The organism is Allobosea sp. WAO (assembly GCF_001509835.1).
In the GTDB taxonomy this organism is placed as follows: domain Bacteria; phylum Pseudomonadota; class Alphaproteobacteria; order Rhizobiales; family Beijerinckiaceae; genus Allobosea.
In genome coordinates, this window is the sequence record NZ_JXTJ01000005.1 from 70,081 (window position 1) to 86,235 (window position 16,155).

At 66.9% G+C, this 16,155-nt stretch carries 15 protein-coding genes; 10 read left to right on the plus strand and 5 right to left on the minus strand.

Going from position 1 to position 16,155, the window contains the following annotated elements:
• The first annotated feature begins 111 nt into the window (after window positions 1-111).
• The 5 genes from DK26_RS08355 to DK26_RS08375 all read left to right on the plus strand — a co-directional run bounded on the left by DK26_RS08355 (window position 112) and on the right by DK26_RS08375 (window position 4,900).
• A complete protein-coding gene (locus DK26_RS08355; RefSeq protein WP_248309913.1) occupies window positions 112-318 on the plus strand; it encodes a hypothetical protein in 207 nt (68 codons plus the stop codon).
• 178 nt (window positions 319-496) lie between these two features.
• Entirely contained in the window at window positions 497-1,522 is a 1,026-nt protein-coding gene (locus tag DK26_RS08360) for an AI-2E family transporter (protein WP_248309903.1), read from the plus strand.
• A gap of 159 nt (window positions 1,523-1,681) precedes the next feature.
• Window positions 1,682-2,866: an extracellular solute-binding protein gene (locus DK26_RS08365; protein WP_066470495.1), complete on the plus strand. Its 1,185-nt coding sequence runs from the start codon at window positions 1,682-1,684 to the stop codon at window positions 2,864-2,866.
• A gap of 10 nt (window positions 2,867-2,876) precedes the next feature.
• Complete coding sequence (locus tag DK26_RS08370) at window positions 2,877-3,899, plus strand: Gfo/Idh/MocA family oxidoreductase (RefSeq protein WP_066470497.1); 1,023 nt, start codon at window positions 2,877-2,879, stop codon at window positions 3,897-3,899.
• A complete protein-coding gene (locus tag DK26_RS08375; protein WP_066470499.1) occupies window positions 3,896-4,900 on the plus strand; it encodes a Gfo/Idh/MocA family oxidoreductase in 1,005 nt (334 codons plus the stop codon). The genes DK26_RS08370 and DK26_RS08375 overlap by 4 nt, the downstream gene beginning before the upstream one ends.
• 25 nt (window positions 4,901-4,925) lie before the next feature.
• On the opposite strand, the gene DK26_RS08380 is transcribed toward DK26_RS08375, so the two are convergent.
• Window positions 4,926-6,686: a methyl-accepting chemotaxis protein gene (locus DK26_RS08380; RefSeq protein WP_184231740.1), complete on the minus strand. Its 1,761-nt coding sequence runs from the start codon at window positions 6,684-6,686 to the stop codon at window positions 4,926-4,928.
• 187 nt (window positions 6,687-6,873) lie between these two features.
• On the opposite strand from DK26_RS08380, the gene solA reads away from it, so the two are divergent.
• The 4 genes from solA (at window position 6,874) to DK26_RS08400 (ending at window position 11,819) form a co-directional block, all read left to right on the plus strand.
• The gene (gene solA, locus DK26_RS08385; RefSeq protein WP_066470505.1) at window positions 6,874-8,013 is read left to right on the plus strand and encodes an N-methyl-L-tryptophan oxidase; all 1,140 of its coding nucleotides are present in this window, start codon (window positions 6,874-6,876) and stop codon (window positions 8,011-8,013) included.
• Between the two features lie 113 nt (window positions 8,014-8,126).
• A complete protein-coding gene (locus DK26_RS08390; RefSeq protein WP_066470508.1) occupies window positions 8,127-9,290 on the plus strand; it encodes a multidrug effflux MFS transporter in 1,164 nt (387 codons plus the stop codon).
• A gap of 109 nt (window positions 9,291-9,399) precedes the next feature.
• Window positions 9,400-9,999 (plus strand): TRAP transporter small permease subunit, encoded by a 600-nt coding sequence (locus DK26_RS08395; protein WP_066470510.1) that lies wholly within the window; start codon window positions 9,400-9,402, stop codon window positions 9,997-9,999.
• Window positions 10,000-10,151: 152 nt separating this feature from the next.
• Window positions 10,152-11,819, plus strand: coding sequence for a TRAP transporter large permease subunit (locus DK26_RS08400; RefSeq protein ID WP_066470777.1), 1,668 nt, complete (start codon window positions 10,152-10,154; stop codon window positions 11,817-11,819).
• 176 nt (window positions 11,820-11,995) lie between these two features.
• Here the strand turns inward: DK26_RS08400 and DK26_RS08405 are convergent, their stop codons facing one another.
• Entirely contained in the window at window positions 11,996-12,385 is a 390-nt protein-coding gene (locus tag DK26_RS08405) for a hypothetical protein (RefSeq protein ID WP_066470512.1), read from the minus strand.
• A gap of 51 nt (window positions 12,386-12,436) precedes the next feature.
• Window positions 12,437-12,895 carry an Lrp/AsnC family transcriptional regulator gene (locus DK26_RS08410; protein WP_066470515.1) on the minus strand — a complete coding sequence of 153 codons (459 nt, stop codon included), beginning with the start codon at window positions 12,893-12,895 and terminating at the stop codon, window positions 12,437-12,439.
• Window positions 12,896-13,007: 112 nt separating this feature from the next.
• Between DK26_RS08410 and DK26_RS08415 the strand changes: the two genes are divergently transcribed.
• Window positions 13,008-13,319 carry a cupin gene (locus tag DK26_RS08415; protein WP_066470516.1) on the plus strand — a complete coding sequence of 104 codons (312 nt, stop codon included), beginning with the start codon at window positions 13,008-13,010 and terminating at the stop codon, window positions 13,317-13,319.
• 120 nt (window positions 13,320-13,439) lie between these two features.
• Here the strand turns inward: DK26_RS08415 and DK26_RS08420 are convergent, their stop codons facing one another.
• Window positions 13,440-14,534: a TRAP transporter substrate-binding protein gene (locus DK26_RS08420; protein WP_066470518.1), complete on the minus strand. Its 1,095-nt coding sequence runs from the start codon at window positions 14,532-14,534 to the stop codon at window positions 13,440-13,442.
• Between the two features lie 364 nt (window positions 14,535-14,898).
• Window positions 14,899-15,984 (minus strand): TRAP transporter substrate-binding protein, encoded by a 1,086-nt coding sequence (locus tag DK26_RS08425; RefSeq protein ID WP_066470521.1) that lies wholly within the window; start codon window positions 15,982-15,984, stop codon window positions 14,899-14,901.
• Between the last annotated feature and the right edge of the window lie 171 nt (window positions 15,985-16,155).

Here is a 16,155-nt window from a genome sequence, read left to right on the forward strand (position 1 = left end):
AAGTCCGGGACAAGGCAACACCCGCCCATCTTGCCTGCACGAAGACAGTCGATGGAGGTGACTATGAAGCTCCAGATCGCATTATCGGCATTGGCAATCGCATTCGTCGGCATGAGCGCACAGGAGGCGGGCGCAGTCGTCTACTGCACCTATGTCGGCTATCCCGCCGGCTGCGTCGCCAGGCCAGGCGTCGCCCTGGCGCCACGGCCTGTTGCGCGCGCCGTCGCGACGCCGGGCGTCGGTGCGCCGGGCGTGGGCGTCAGGCCCGGCACGCCGATGAACCGTGGCGGCCCAGTCAATCGGGCCGGCAGGCGCTGAGCACTCCTTTTTCAGGGCGTCCTGCGAAGGACCGCCTACCGTTCCCGGACTGAGAGCCTGCCGGCAGCAGCTGGGCAGCATTGGCTTGGGCGGTTTCGACTTGGCACGCTGACTTGTCCAAGGGGGGCCGATGGAAGGGAAGGCACAGAAGCCGAGCCGTGCCCGGTCACGACCGAGCATGATCGACACGGCGATCCGCATCGGGCTGGTGATCCTGCTGGTCTATGCCAGCGCCCGCATCGTCCTGCCGTTTGCCTTCCTGCTGATCTGGTCGGCGATCCTGTCGGTGATGCTGCATCCGCTGCACGCCCGCCTGGCGCCGCGCATCGGCAACCGCGGCTCGGCTTTCGTGATCGGGCTGCTCGGCGTCGCGCTGATGCTCGGGCCGACGGCGGTGCTGGTGACATCGCTCGCGACATCGCTCTACTCGCTGATATCGAGCTTGCAGGGCCAGGACATCGCGATCCCGGCCGCGCCTCCCTGGCTCGACGGCATCCCCTTGGTCGGCCAGAAGATCAAGGAATTCTGGACGCAGATCGCCTCCAATCTGCCGGCCGCTCTGGCAAAATACGGCCACCTCGTCGGCGGACCCCTGGCCTGGCTGGCCTCCTTCGCCGGCGGCCTCGCGCTCGCCGAACTGTCTTTCGTGCTGTCCTTCGTGATCGCCGCGATACTGCTCGCCTATAGCGAGCCCGCCGCCGCCTTCGCACGACGCCTGCTGGAACGTGTCACCGGTGACGATGCGCGGGCGGAGCAACTGCTCGCCTTGACCGCCGCGACGATCCGCGGTGTCGGCCTCGGCGTCGTCGGCGTCGCAGTCATACAGTCGCTGCTGCTTGGCCTCGGCTTCTTCGCGATCGGCATCCAGGCGGCCGGCCCGCTGACGCTGATCGCGCTCCTGCTCGGCATCATCCAGATCCCGCTGATCCTGCTGACATTGCCGGTCGTCGCCTATGTCTTCCTGACGGAGCCGACGCAGCCAGCAGTCATTTTCCTGATCTGGAACGTCATCATCGGCCTCAGCGACAATGTCCTCAGGCCGCTGATGCTCGGCCGGGGCTTGGAGGTCCCGATGCCGATCATCCTGTTCGGCGTGATCGGCGGCATGGTGGCCGAGGGACTGCTCGGCCTGTTCGTCGGGCCGGTCCTGCTCGCCGTCACCTATGTGCTGATGCTGGAATGGCTCGAACAGCACCACGCCTGATCCGCCCTGCCCTCGCAGCAGAAGCTCGCTCCGGCCGAGACCACAGATCCCGATCAGAACGTCGAGAAGCAAGCCATCGAGCACTTGCCGACCAGCGCTTGTGCACTAGTATACATGCCAAGGTCACAGCAAAATTGACCGGGACAGAGGGAGTGAGACATGGCCAATCCGACACGGCGCGGCGTGATCGCCGGTGCTTCCAGCCTTGCGGCGCTGCATGCGAGCGGCGCCTTCGCACAGGGCGCGATGCCTGCGAGTCCGGTGATGCTCAACATCATCGACGTCGCCGGCAATTTGCAGCTGACGCAGAGTTCGATCGAGAAATTCGCCAAGGACAATCCGAAGCTGATCTCGCGGCTCAACTTCTCGCGCGCGCCCTCGCCCGAACTGCCGGCCAAGCTCAAGGCTCAGCAGGACGCCAACCGCGTCGATATCGACATGGTGCTGACCGGGCCGGGCGCGATGTCGGACGGTATCCAGCAGGGGCTCTGGGTCGACGTCTGGAAATCGCACACGGCCAGCCTGCCCAAGGCCGAGGACACCTATCACGAGCAAGCGCTGATGATGCAGCGCAATTTCGGCCAGAACGAAGGCGTCGCCGTCGTCTATTCGCCCTCCGGGCCGCTGTTCGAGTACATGCCCGACAAGCTCAAGACGATGCCGAAGACGGCGGAGGAGTTCCTCGCCTATGTGAAGCAGAACCCCAACCGCTTCACCTATGCCCGCCCGCTCAACTCCGGCCCCGGCTGGACCTTCCTGCAGGGCATGCCCTACATCCTCGGCGACAGCGATCCGAGCGACCCGATGAACGGCTGGGCCAAGACCTGGGCCTATCTCAAGGAGCTCGGCACGGCGATCGACTACTATCCGACCGGCACCGCCGCGACGATGAAGGAGCTCGGCGACGGCACGCGCGACTGCATCGTCTCGACGCTGGGCTGGGACATCAATCCACGCGCGCTCGGCATCGTGCCGAAGGAGGCGAAGGTCTTCACCATCGCGAACACGCACTGGATTCCCGACACCCAGTTCATGTGCATCCCGAAGGGCGTGGCGGCGGACAAGATCCCGGTGATCCTGGCGCTGATGTCGCATCTGCTGAAGCCGGAATCGCAGGCCGCAACCTATGACAAGGGCTATTTCTACCCCGGCCCGGCGATCAAGGGCGTGACGCTCGCCATGGCACCGCAGGAGAGCCAGGACGTGCTGAAGGAGTTCGGCCGGCCCGAATATGACAGCCTGATCGCCAGCCTGCCGACGCGCCCGCCGCTGACGCCCGCGCGCCTGGTCGCCGCCTTCCGGCGCTGGGACCAGGAGATCGGCGTCGGCCACGCGCCGAAGTGAGAGACAGCGAATGCGTTTCGCCGCCATCGGCCTCGACCATCGCCACATCTACCACATGGTCGGCGGCCTGCTGGAGGCCGGCGCGCATTGCGCCGGCTTCGACCCTGCGACCAGCGACCCGCGCGTGCTCGCGGGCTTTCGCGAGCGCTTCCCGCAGCTCGCGGAGGCGCGGGCCGAGCGCCTGCTCGACGATCCCGCGATCGACCTGATCGTCTGCGCCGGCATCCCCTCCGAGCGCGCCGCGCTCGCGATCAGGGCGATGCGCGCCGGCAAGGACGTGATGGTCGACAAGCCGGGCGTCACCTCGTTCGAGCAGCTGGCGGAGGTCGAGCAAACGGTCGCCGAAACCGGCCGGATCTTCTCCGTCTGCTTCTCCGAACGCTTCGTCGTTCCGGCGACCATCGTCGCCGGAAAGCTGATCGCGGATGGCGCGATCGGCCGCGTCGTCCAGACGGTCGGCCTCGGACCTCACCGGCTCAACCGGGCGATCAGGCCGGACTGGTTCTTCGACAGGCAGTATTTCGGCGGCATCCTGACCGATATCGCCTCACACCAGATCGACCAGTTCCTGCATTTCACCGGCTCTCAGGACGCCGAGATCGTCGCCTCCGGCGTTGGCCATTTCGGGGCGGCCGACCTGCCCGATTTCGAGGATTTCGGCGAGATCCTGCTACGCAGCGACCGGGCTTCCGGCTTCATCCGGGTCGACTGGTTCACCGCTGACGGGCTGCCGACATGGGGCGACGGACGGCTCACCATCCTCGGCACCGAGGGCACGATCGAGCTGCGCAAATATGTCGACATCGCCGGCCGGCCGGGCACCGACCACCTCTTCCTGGTCGACAAGGCCGGCACCCGCCATGTCGACGCCTCCGGCGAGCCCCTAACCTATTTTCGCGACCTCATCGCGGATGTCGCCGACCGCAGCGAGCGGGCGGCGACCCAAAGGCACGTCTTCACGGTGTGCCGGCTGGCGCTGCATGCGCAGGACCGGGCCGTGCGCCTGCCGATCAGAGGAACGGACGCAAAGTGACACGCAAGATCGGCATCGCCGTCATCGGCCTCGGGCCGGCCGCCCTGCCCCATTCGCGCAGCCTCATCGATCTCGCCGAGCGGGTCGATGTCCGGCATGTCGTCAGCCGCTCGCAGCAGCGGCTCGACGCCTACCGCCAGCAGTTTCCCTTTCCGGGAACGACCGATGTCGAGGCGGCGCTCGCCGATCCCACCGTCGATGCGGTGATCGTGCTGACGCCGCCTTCCAGCCATCTCGACGTCTCGGCACGCTGCCTCGCCGCCGGCAAGCATGTGCTGGTCGAGAAGCCGCTAGAGCTGACGGCGGCGCGGGGCGCGGAGCTGGTCGCGGCGGCGCGGCGGGCCGGCAAGGTCTTCGGCGTGGTGCTGCAGCACCGTTTCCGCCCTGCGAGCCTGCGCCTGAAGGCCGCGCTCGACGATGGCGAACTCGGCGAGGTCGAGGCCGCGCTGCTGCAGGTGCCGTGGTGGCGGCCGCAATCCTATTATGACGAGCCCGGCCGCGGCACGCTCGCCCGCGATGGCGGCGGCGTGCTGCTGACGCAGGCGATCCATTCGCTCGACCTGTTCCGCTCGCTGGTCGGCGTCTCGCGTGTGGTGGCTGCCCAGGTCCGCACAACCGGGCTGCACCGGATGGAGACGGAAGACTATGTCGGCGCGCTGCTCGAAACCGCCAATGGCGCCCCGGCGACGCTGGTTACCACCACCGCGGCCTATCCCGGCCATCCGGAACGCATCGAGATCATCGGCCGCAAGGGCCATGCGGCGCTGGTCGGCGGACGGTTGGAGCTTTCCTTCCTCGACGGCAGCAGCGAAACGGTCGAGGCGGAGGGCAGCACCGGCTCGGGCGCCAACATCATGGACTTCCCGCACGATGCGCATCGCGCGGTGATCGCCAACTTCCTTGACGCCATCGATAGCGGCGGCGACCCGGTCGTCACCGGCGAGGAAGCGCTCGCCTCGCAAAGGCTGATCGACGGCATCCTCACCGCCAGCCGGCGCTGACGCCCCGACGGCGGGGCGCAGCTTCTCACATCCGATAGGCCATCCGGACGCCGCCCCAATGGCGGCCATGGATGCTGAGCGGTGCATCGACCTCACGCATCAATTGCGTGCCGGCGGCGCCCATGTCGCGATGATAGGACTGCACGAGGAACGGCCGGGTCGAGCGCGCGGCCATGATGCCGGCGCGGTCGTCGAAGATGCGTCGGTCGCGGCTATAGGCGGGGTCCCAGCCAGCCTCACCCGGACGCTGCGGCTGCGAATACTGCGGGTGGTGCACCGGGATGTAGCCGTTGCGATCGATCGCCACCGCAAAGACCAGGCGCGAATCGCTCCGCAAGGTCTCGGCGAGGATCGGCGGCAGGATCGTCTGGAGGATCGGCAGGGCGCGGTTGCTGAACTGCCGCGGCTCGGTGTCCGGCAGCGCGACATAGTCGGTGTCGAACAGTTCATCCTCGCGCAGGCGGCGCTGGCTGAGCGCATCCTCGAACAGGATGGCAACCTGCCGCGAGAACAACTGGGCCCGCTCGATCAGCGGGCGATAGGCCTCCTCGACCTCGGCGAGACGCTGGTGCAGCGCCTTCTGCCCCTGGCTGTCGTCGGAATCGAAGGCGATATGCAGTCCGAGATCGCTCCTCGCCTTGATCCGGCAGGCCAGCGGCGGCAGGCCGTCGACGACGAGCTCGCCGCGCGCGCCCACCGGCAGGCGTAGATCATCCGCCCCGGCAAGCAGCGTTCCGCCGAAGCCGAGATCGATGGTCTGCAGCGCATGGCTCTCGCCCGCGACCGTGAGCCTCGCAGGAAGCTCGGCCGGAAAGCGGTCATGCCGCCGGCGGTCGGCGAACAGGGTCTGGCGCAAGGTTGGGACGAAGCGCTCGAGCAGGCCGTCGGCCTGGCGCGCGCCTTCCGAAAGCGCCCGGCGTGCGCCCGCGCTTTCGTCGGCCGCCGCGAGCGCGACCCGGTCGATGTCGCTGACACGATGCTGGACCGTCTCGATGAAGCGCGCCGTGACCTCGGCCGAGCGTGACAACTCAGCGGCCGCGGCAGCCTGCTCATGCGAGGCCTCACCGATCGTCGCCATCACCGGGTTGACGTCGCTGACCAGCCGGAAGGCGTCGCTGACGAAGGACGCCGAGCCCTGCGTCGCCTGGTTCAGCCGGTCGACCCGGCCGCGAATGTCATCGACCGCGTCGCGTACCTCGAGCGAGAGCGACTTCACCTCCTGCGCCACCACGCCGAAGCCGCGGCCCGCCTCGCCGGCGCGCGCAGCCTCGATGGTGGCGTTGAGGGCGAGCAGATTGGTCTGGCGGGCGATCTCGGCGATGGCGTCGACGATCGAGCGAATCTCGGCAGTCGCCTGCGTCAGATCGCTCATCATTCTTGTCGCCTCGGCGGCGCGCGTGGCGGCCGCGTCGAGCATGTCCTTGGCGCCCATCATCGAGGCACCGACACGCTCCGCCGCCTCGGAGACCTGGACGGTCGCGCTGGCGAGCGCCGAGGAGTTAGCGCTGGCGGTGAAGGTCACCTCGCGCAATTCGGCCATGCCGCCATGGATCTCGCGCGAGCGCGCCTCGGAGCGGGCAGAGAACTCCTCGGCGCGGCCGAGCCCATCATTGAGCCGGCGCATGGCGGCGACGACATCGTTCTCGAGTTCGTTGACGGCCTCGCCAAGGGGGGCGTCGGCCGGCGGCGCTGGCTTCGCCGGCTCAGGCAGCGGAACGACCGGCTCCGCAGCCGGCTCGGCGGGGCCGACGCGGCCCAACAGACGCCGGAATGAGCGAGCAAGCATAGGCCGATCCCGGAAAAGCACGTACCCGCAAGCTATGCCGCGAGCACGGTTAACAAACCCTCTGCGCGGCACCGTCCAGCCTCCCGCGGCGCGCATGCAGACGCCCTGCCCGCAGGCATGGACCCTCCCGCGCTCGTGGGACTAGATTGCCGCAGTCGCCAGCCGGATATCGAGGACAAGAACAGCAATGACTGCGCCTCATTACGACGTGATCGTCGCCGGCGTCGGCGCCATGGGATCGGCGGCCTGCTGGCATCTGGCGAAGCGGGGCCAGCGCGTGCTCGGGCTCGAGCGCTTCGACCTCGGCCACGCCATGGGCTCCTCGCACGGGCTGACCCGGATCATCCGCCTCGCCTATTTCGAGGGCTCGCATTACGTGCCGATCGTGCGCCGGGCGCACCAGCTCTGGCGCGAGACCGGCGACACTGCCGGGCTGAAGCTGCTTCATGTCACCGGCTCGCTCGACCTCGCGCCAGAGGGAGCCGGCCCGGTCGAATCCTCGCTGCAATCCTGCCTGGACCACGGGCTGGCGCATGAGGTTCTCGGCCAGGCAGAGATCGCCCGGCGTTTTCCGGCTTTCCAGCTGCCGTCAGGCCATCTCGGACTCTGGCAACCCGACGGCGGCTTCGTCGCCTCGGAAAAGGCGATCTACGCCCATGTCGGCCTTGCCCAGTCAAAGGGCGCCGAGATCCGCACCGGCGAGCCGATGCTGGACTGGCACCCGACCGCCGATGGCGGGGTGATCGTGCGGACCGAGCGCGGCAGCTATTCGGCGGGCAGGCTGGTGATCACCTCCGGCGGCTGGATCGCCGATGCGGTTCCGGTGCTGGCCTCGCAGGTCAAGACCGTGCGCCAGGCGATCGGCTGGTTCACGACGCGCCGGCCCGAGCTGTTCCGCGAAGGCGCCTTCCCAGTCTTCATCCTGACCGTCGAGGAAGGCAATTTCTACGGCTTCCCGCTCTATGAGCATCCCGGCTTCAAGCTCGGCGGACCGCATTTCGGACGCGAGCCGATGGACCCGCGCGACCCAGACCGCACGCCGAGCCCGACTCAGGTTAGGCTGATCCGCGAGTGCCTGGCGCGCTACATCCCCGATGCAGCCGGTGACCCGCTGACGGTGAAGGGCTGCGTCTACACGGTTTCGCCCGATGAGGGTTTTGTGATCGACACCGTGCCCGGCGTGCCGCAAGCGGTGTTCGCCTCGGCCTGCTCGGGCCATGGCTTCAAGTTCGCCAGCGCCATCGGCGAGATCCTCGCCGATCTCAGCACCGACACCAAAACGCCTTTCGATCTCTCGCCCTTCGCGCTCGCCCGCTTCGACGCCTGAGCCGAATCCGCTCGACTGGAGCCCGCCTTGGCGACCGCCGCACAGAATCGCAGCGGCATCCTCGCCCTAGCAGCGGGGATGGCGGCGCAAACACCGGAAGGCGGCAAGCCGCTATGACCCCAAAGCGCCCGGCCCTGCTGGTCCTCGTCGCGATCTCGACGCTGCAACCGATCGCGCTCAACATGGTCGCGCCGGCGACGCCGGCGCTGGCGCGCGGCTTCTCCGCCAGCTACGCCACGATCCAGCTGACGCTGACGCTGTTTCTCGTCGCCGTTGCGCTGACCCAGCTCGTCGTCGGCCCCCTCTCCGACCGTTTCGGCCGGCGCCCCTGCGTGCTCGCCGGCATCGTCGCCTTCATCCTCGGCTCGGCACTCGGCGCCATCGCCACAAGCACCGAGGCACTGCTGTTCTCGCGCATTCTCGAAGGCGCCGGCGCCGGCACGACCTTCGCCCTCGCCCGCGCCATCATCCGCGACACATCGAGCCGCGACGAGGCGGCCGGCCAGATCGCCTCGGTGACCATGGTCATGGTCGTTGCCCCGATGCTCGCCCCCTATGTCGGCGGCCATATCGAGACCTGGTTCGGCTGGCGCATGATCTTCTGGGCGATGACCGCCGCGGGGGTGGCAGTGCTGGTGCTGACCGCGATGCGCCTGCCCGAAACCGCGCCTAGTCTCGGCGTCCGCACCTCGCTGCTCGGGATCTTCCGCGCCTTTCCCGAACTCGCCTCCAACCGCGCCTTCATCGTCGATGTCATCGCACTGACGATGACCTCGGCCTCCTTCTTCGCCTTCATCGCGGCGGCGCCGTTCATCGTCGTCGAGACCATGGGGCGGGGCTCGGACGTCTATGGCGCGTACTTCATCCTCAACGCCCTCGGCTACATGATCGGCAACTTCGCGATGTCCCGGCTCGCCATGCGGGTCGGTACCGGCCGCATGGTGCGGATCGGCCTCGCGATCTCGTTCGTGGCGCTCAGCGCCGCCTTCGCGATCTCGCTTTCGCCCTACTGGACGCCGCTGACGCTGTTCCTACCGCTGGCGCTGAACGCCATCGGCAACGGGCTGACGATCCCGGGCGCAACCGCCTCCGCGCTTTCGGCCAAGCCAGAGCTCGCCGGCTCGGCCGCCGGGCTGATGGGCGCGGTCCAGCTCGGCTCCGGCGCGCTCGCGACGATCGTGATCAGCGCCTTGGTCGCGGTCTGGCCGCAGGCGCTAATGGCGATGATGTGGCTGATGCTTGCTGTGGCGCTGCTCGCCCTGCGCTTCGGGCGCTGATCCACAGCGCGGCTCAGACATAATCTTGCGCGCCATGTAGCATTGGTATAACCGCCCTTCTTGCGGCGCATAATGCTGCCATAATCGCAAGATGCCAGGGAGACCTGCAGTGGAAGGACCACTCGCTTTCAGCCGCGTGATCGACAAGATCAATCGCGAGATCGGAAAGAAGGTCGCCTGGCTGATTTTGCTGGCCGTCATCGTCGCCACAGTGAACGCGATCGTCCGTAAGGTCTTCAGCGTCTCGTCCAACGCCTGGCTCGAGCTGCAATGGGTGCTGTTCGGCACGGTCTTCCTGCTCTGCGCTGCCTGGACGCTGCAGGTGAAGGAGCATATCCGCATCGACATCGTGAACAGCATGCTGCCGAAGCGCGTGCAGCAATGGATCGACCTGATCGGCCACACCCTGTTCCTGATGCCGTTCTGCCTCCTGATGATCTACCATTCCTGGCCGTTCTTCACCCGCTCCTATGCGGTGAACGAGCAGTCGCTCTCGGCCGGCGGCCTACCGCAATGGCCGGCCAAGGGCCTCGTCATCATCGGCTTCATCCTGCTAGCCTTCCAGGGCGTCTCCGAGATCATCAAGCAGATCGCGATCATGCGCGGGAAGCTCGACGACGATGACAGCTCGCGCGGCCACGCCGCCGCTGCGGAGGCCGAGGCCCAACGCCTGCTCGACCAGGCGAAGGCCGAAGGCCTCGCCCCGTGAGCCCAGCAGCAGATTCCCGGACAGCTTTCATGACCCTCGCCCGCTCCGCCCGCGCCTGCGCGCTGCTGCTCGCGCTCACCGCCACCGCCTTCTTCAGTCTGCACACCGGCGACGCCCAGGCCGCCGGCTTCGGCGATTTCCTGCGCGAGAACATGGCGCCGGTGATGTTCGCCGCGCTCGTCGTCTTCCTGCTGCTCGGCTACCCCGTCGCCTTCGCGCTCGCCGCCAACGGCCTGCTCTTCGCGCTCGTCGGCATCGAGCTCGGCATGTTCCAGGAGAACTTCCTGCAGGCCCTGCCGGAGCGCATCTACGGCACGATGAACAACGACGTGCTGCTCGCCATCCCGTTCTTCACTTTCATGGGACTGGTGCTGGAGCGCTCGGGCATGGCCGAGGACCTGCTCGACACGATCGGCCAGCTCTTCGGACCGATCCGCGGCGGCCTCGCCTATGCGGTGATCTTCGTCGGCGCCCTGCTCGCGGCCACCACCGGCGTCGTCGCCGCCTCGGTGATCTCGATGGGCCTGATCTCGCTGCCGATCATGCTGCGCTACGGCTATGACCGGCGCCTCGCCTCGGGCGTCATCGCGGCGTCCGGCACGCTCGCCCAGATCATCCCGCCCTCGCTCGTCCTGATCGTGCTCGCCGACCAGCTCGGCCGCTCGGTCGGCGACATGTATGAAGGCGCCTTCATTCCCGGCCTGGTGCTGGCCTCGCTCTATGCCGGCTATGTCTTCCTGGTCACCATCATCTATCCGAAGCGCGCGCCCGGCCTGCCGCCGGAGGCCCAGACCCTGCGCGATGCCGACGGCAAGATCCGGCGCTTCTCGCTGCTGGTCGTGACGCTGCTCTGCTTCGCCGTCGCATACGCCTATATGAAGCTCTTCACCAAGGTCACCGCGGGTGCCGACTTCGTCATCCTGACCATGTCGATCATGGTCGCGGTCGCCTTCGTGATCGCGCTGGTCAACAAGGGCCTGAAGCTCAACCTGCTGTCGCGCATGACCGAGCAGGTGATCTTCGTGATGGTGCCGCCGCTGGCGCTGATCTTCCTCGTGCTCGGCACCATCTTCATCGGCCTCGCCACGCCGACCGAGGGCGGCGCTATGGGCGCGGCCGGCGCGATCCTGCTCGCCTGGGGCAAGAAGCGCATGACCTTCGACCTGCTGCGGCAGGCGACGGAGTCGACCGCCAAGCTCTCGGCCTTCGTGCTCTTCATCCTGGTCGGCGCGCGCGTGTTCTCGCTGACTTTCTACGGCGTCAACGGCCATATCTGGGTCGAGCATCTCCTGGTCGGGCTGCCCGGCGGCGCGACGGGCTTCCTGATCGTCGTCAACGTGATGGTCTTCCTGCTCGCCTTCTTCCTCGACTTCTTCGAGCTCGCCTTCATCATCGTGCCGCTGCTCGGACCGGCCGCCGACAAGCTCGGCATCGACCTGATCTGGTTCGGCGTCATCCTCGGCGTCAACATGCAGACCTCGTTCATGCATCCACCCTTCGGCTTCGCGCTGTTCTTCCTGCGCTCGGTCGCACCCAAGGAACGCTACAAGGACAAGGTCACCGGCAAGATGATGGAGCCGGTCACCACCGGGCAGATCTACTGGGGCGCCGTACCCTTCGTCGTGATCCAGTGCATCATGGTCGCCCTCGTCGTCTTCTTCCCGCAGATGGTGATGCACTACAAATCTTCCGCCGTGCAGCTCGACCAGCAGCAGATCAACAAGCAGTTCGACTCAATCCAGATACCGGGTCTGGGCGGAGGACCGGGCGGGCTGCCGGGGCTCGACCTCAACGCACCGCCGACGCTCAACCTGCAATAGACAAGACAGGCCGCAACGAAAAAGCCCCGGATCACTGCGATCCGGGGCTTTTTCTTTTCGCCCGTCATGCTCGGGCTTGGCCCGAGCATCTCAGGCCGGAAGAGACGCCCATCGGCGCCTTGTCATCACGAGATTCTCGGGTTTGCGCTCAGCTCCGCCCGAGAATGACGCTGGCCTCACCAGCGCTGCCAGCTGCCGTTATTGAGATTGTTGTCGCGCTGGACACGGCCGCTGATCACGGCGCGCATCTCGCCGACCGGAGTCGGGCTGCGTGCCTCGCCATAGAGCATCGCGTCGGCCGACGAGCCGAAGCCATTGCGCGAGCTCTTGCCGAACTCCGCACGAACGCCGCCGCCGATCCGGACGCAGGATGTCGAACCCTCGATCCGGACGAAGCCCGGCCCATATTCCGGACAGGGCCTTGTCGCCTGTTGCGACGCTGGCGGCGCCGCGGCGGGCTTCGCCTTGGCTGGGCCGCGACCTGGGATGGGTTCGCCGATGGACTGGGCCGCCGCAAGCGCAGGCAGGCCCAAGGTCGCGAGGAGGATGGCGACTGGCAGCTTCATGAGAGCCCCTATTGCGAAGACGCGCAGTGTAGCGCGCCAAACAAGGCCGGGCTAGGGCAAGGCGCCGGCAGTCCGAGCGCCGCCTGCCAGGATCGGGGCCGTCTCGATCTCGCCGACGCCGGGCACGGCGCTCAGCCGATCGACCAGTTGCGACAGGGCCTGCGGACCTTCCGTCTCGACGATCAGCATCGCGTCGACAGGCCCGGCCAGCGAATAGCAGGCGAGAATCTCCGGCCAGTTCCTGAAGCGGTCGAGCACAGTCGCGCAGGGCCGCGTGCGGATGCGCAGCGAGAGCATTGCGCGGGTCGTCGGCGCCTTTTGCCGGTCGGCGAGCCGCACCGTGTAGCCGAGGATCACGCCGTCGCGCTCGAGCCTCGCCATGCGCTCCTGCAGCGCGGTGCGCGACAGCCCGGCCTCGCGCGCCAGCGCCGTGAAGGAGGCGCGGGCGTCGATCTCGAGCAGGGCGAGCAACTTCCGGTCGATGGCATCGAGCTCACCGTCGTTTCGCAAGCGACCTCCTCCCAGAAACCGCCGATCGCAGGGGCAACCGGCGTCTTGCCTATGGCATGGGCGCTGCCGGCGGTGAAGATTCAGGGTCTATTCCAACTACGGAGAAGCGGGAATGAGGACGATCAAGCCGCGGGAGTTCACCGGCAGCCGCGCCTGGGAAGCGCTCGACATCGAACGCATCGACGACGCGACCATCCGGCTGCACTGGACCGACCAGCCCTATATATGGCACGTCAACGACGGGCCGGAGGTCTTCGTCGTCCTCGACGGCGAGGTCGACATGCACACCCGCTCCGGCGGCGCAGAGAGCGTGGAGCGGCTCGGCTCCGGCGACATCTTCCACGCGCAGGATGGCGACGCCCATGTCGCCCACCCGGTCGGCGCCGCACGCGTCCTGGTGATCGAGCGCGCCGGCAGCGTCTAGCGCCGGCGCAATTCGGCGTCATCGCCGCTGCGCTGCCGCCTGCATGGCACTGGAACGAAAAGCCCCAGCCTTGCGGCCGGGGCATCAAGTTGGCCGGCGAACCGGCAGTCGCCTCCGGCTTTAGAGCTGATTGGCAGCGCGGGCGCGGATCAGGAAGTTGTCATAGGTGTATTCGGCGATCTGGAACCAGAGATACTCGTCGCCGCGGAAGGCCGACATCGCCTCGTAGACCTTCTTGAAATCGGGGTTCTTGGCGCTCGCCTCGGCGTAGACCTCCTTGGAGGCCTTCAGGCAGGCTTCGAGAATCTCCTGCGAGAAGGGCCGCAATTGCGCGCCGCCGCCGACCAGTCGCTTCAGCGCCGCCGGATTGCGGGCATCGTATTTCGCCTGCATATCGACATTGGCGAGGCCGGCCGCAGTGGTGAGGATCGACTTGTAGATCTTGGGCAGAGCTTCCCATTTCGCCGTGTTGATGAAGAAGTGTAGCGCAGCGCCGCCCTCCCACCAGCCGGGATAGTAGTAATAGGGCGCAACCTTGTTGAAGCCGAGCTTCTCGTCATCCGCCGGACCGACCCATTCGGCCGCGTCGATCGTACCCTTCTCCAGCGCAGGGTAGATATCGCCGCCGCCGATCTGCTGCGGCACGACGCCGAGCTTGGAGACGACCTGCCCGGCGAAGCCGCCGATGCGCATCTTCAGGCCCTGAAGGTCGGCGACCGTCTTGATCTCCTTGCGGAACCAGCCGCCCATCTGGCAGCCGGTATTGCCGCCCGGGATCGCGTAGATGTTGTGCTTCTTGTAGAAGTCGTTGAGCAGGTCCATGCCGCCGCCATGGTAGAACCAGGCGTTCTGCTGGCGCGAATTGAGGCCGAAGGGCACCGCCGTGCCGAAGGCGAAGGTCGGATCCTTGCCGACATAGTAGTAGGACGCCGTATGGCACATCTCGACGGTGCCATTGGTGACGGCATCGGCCGCCTGCAACGCCGGCACGATCTCGCCCGCCGCAAAGACCTGGATCTGGAACTTGCCGTCGGTCGCCTCGGAGACCGCCTTGGAGAGAACCTCCGAGGCGCCGAAGATCGTATCGAGCGATTTGGGGAAGGACGAGGTGACCCGCCACTTCACCTCCGGCATGGACTGCGCGACGGCCGGAGCGGCGATGGCGCTTGCTGCGGCGCCGGCACCGGCGACCTTCAGGAATTGACGACGCTTCATAGGGCTGGCTCCTCCCAGAGCTGTTCAGGCGCGCCGGGTTTCCGGTTCGCGCGAGGCCCTCAGCAAAGCGGCGGCGGCGAGAAAGCGCAAGAGAAAAGCATACCCCCCATGCAATTATCGCATGGCGTACGACTTTAGTACTGCCCTCCCCGAGGTTCTTCGCGCCGCGACGCAGGTTCGCGGGGCTGCAGACGTGAAAAAGCCCGGCACAGGGCCGGGCTTAAGCAGTCTTCTGGATCCGGAACGCGCTCGCGAGGCGCGAGAATGCTCCGACTCACTGTCTGATCGCATCCGGTCGCGCGGAGCTTGCGTCCGCAGCGCCCGGAAATGCTGCGGCGAGCGCGGGCGGCGCTCGCCGGCGCGTTCAGCGGGCGCGCGAGCGAACCTGGAAGATGTCGAAGGTCAGCTCGGCCACCTGCCACCAGAGATACTGGTCGTTGCGGAAGGCCTGCATCGCGTCGATCGCCTTCTTGAACTCCGGGTTCTTGGCCGAAATCTCGGCATAGAGCTCGTTCGAGGCCTTGAGGCAGGCTTCGAGGATCTCCTGCGAGAACGGACGCAGCTGCGCGCCGGCGCCGACCAGGCGCTTCAGCGCCGCCGGGTTCTGGACGTCGTACTTCGACGTCATGACGTTGGTGGCGTAAGCGCAGGCCGCGTTCAGCGCCGCCTGATAGTTCTTCGGCAGCGAAGCCCACTTCTCGGTGTTGATGAAGGCGTGGACCGCCGGGCCGCCTTCCCAGAAGCCGGGATAGTAGTAGTACGGGGCGACCTTGGCGAAGCCGAGCTTCTCGTCGTCATAGGGACCGACCCACTCGGCGCCGTCGATGGTGCCCTTCTCGAGCGCCGGGTAGATGTCGCCGCCCGCGAGCTGCTGCGGCACGACGCCGAGCTTGGCCATGACCTGACCGGCAATGCCGGCGATGCGCATCTTCAGGCCCTGAAGATCGGCAGCGGTCTTGATCTCCTTGCGGAACCAGCCGCCCATCTGGGCGCCGGTCGAGCCGCACTGGATGGCGTGGACGTTGTACTTCTTGAAGAACTCGTTGAAGAGCTCGCCGCCACCGCCCTGCGAGAGCCAGGCGTTCTGCATGCGGGTGTTGAGGCCGAACGGAACCGAGGACGGGATCGCGAAGGTCGGGTCCTTGCCGACATAGTAATAGGAGACCGTGTGGCACATCTCGACGGTGTTGTTGGTAACCGCGTCGAGCGCCTGCAGGCCGGGGACGATTTCGCCGGCTGCGAAGACCTGGATCTGAAACTTGCCGTCGGTCAGCTCCGAAACCATCTTCGACAGCGTCTCGCCGCCGCCATAGATGGTGTCGAGCGACTTCGGGAAGCTCGACGTCAGGCGCCACTTCACTTCCGGCGACGACTGCGCGATCGCGGGCATGGCGATGGCGGAGGCGGCCGCGCCGGCAGTGGCGGCCTGGATGAATTGACGACGCTTCATTGTGGGCATCTCCTCGGTAGGACCTTTTTTACAGCAAGCGCCGGCGATGGCACCGCTGCGTGCGAATTTAGGCTGTCGGTCGTGGCGTGATGCAGTAACAAAAAAGAGCTGGAGCGCCGGGTTGATCCACGATCACCTTCATCAGCTTCGAATCTATACTTGCACGTAATG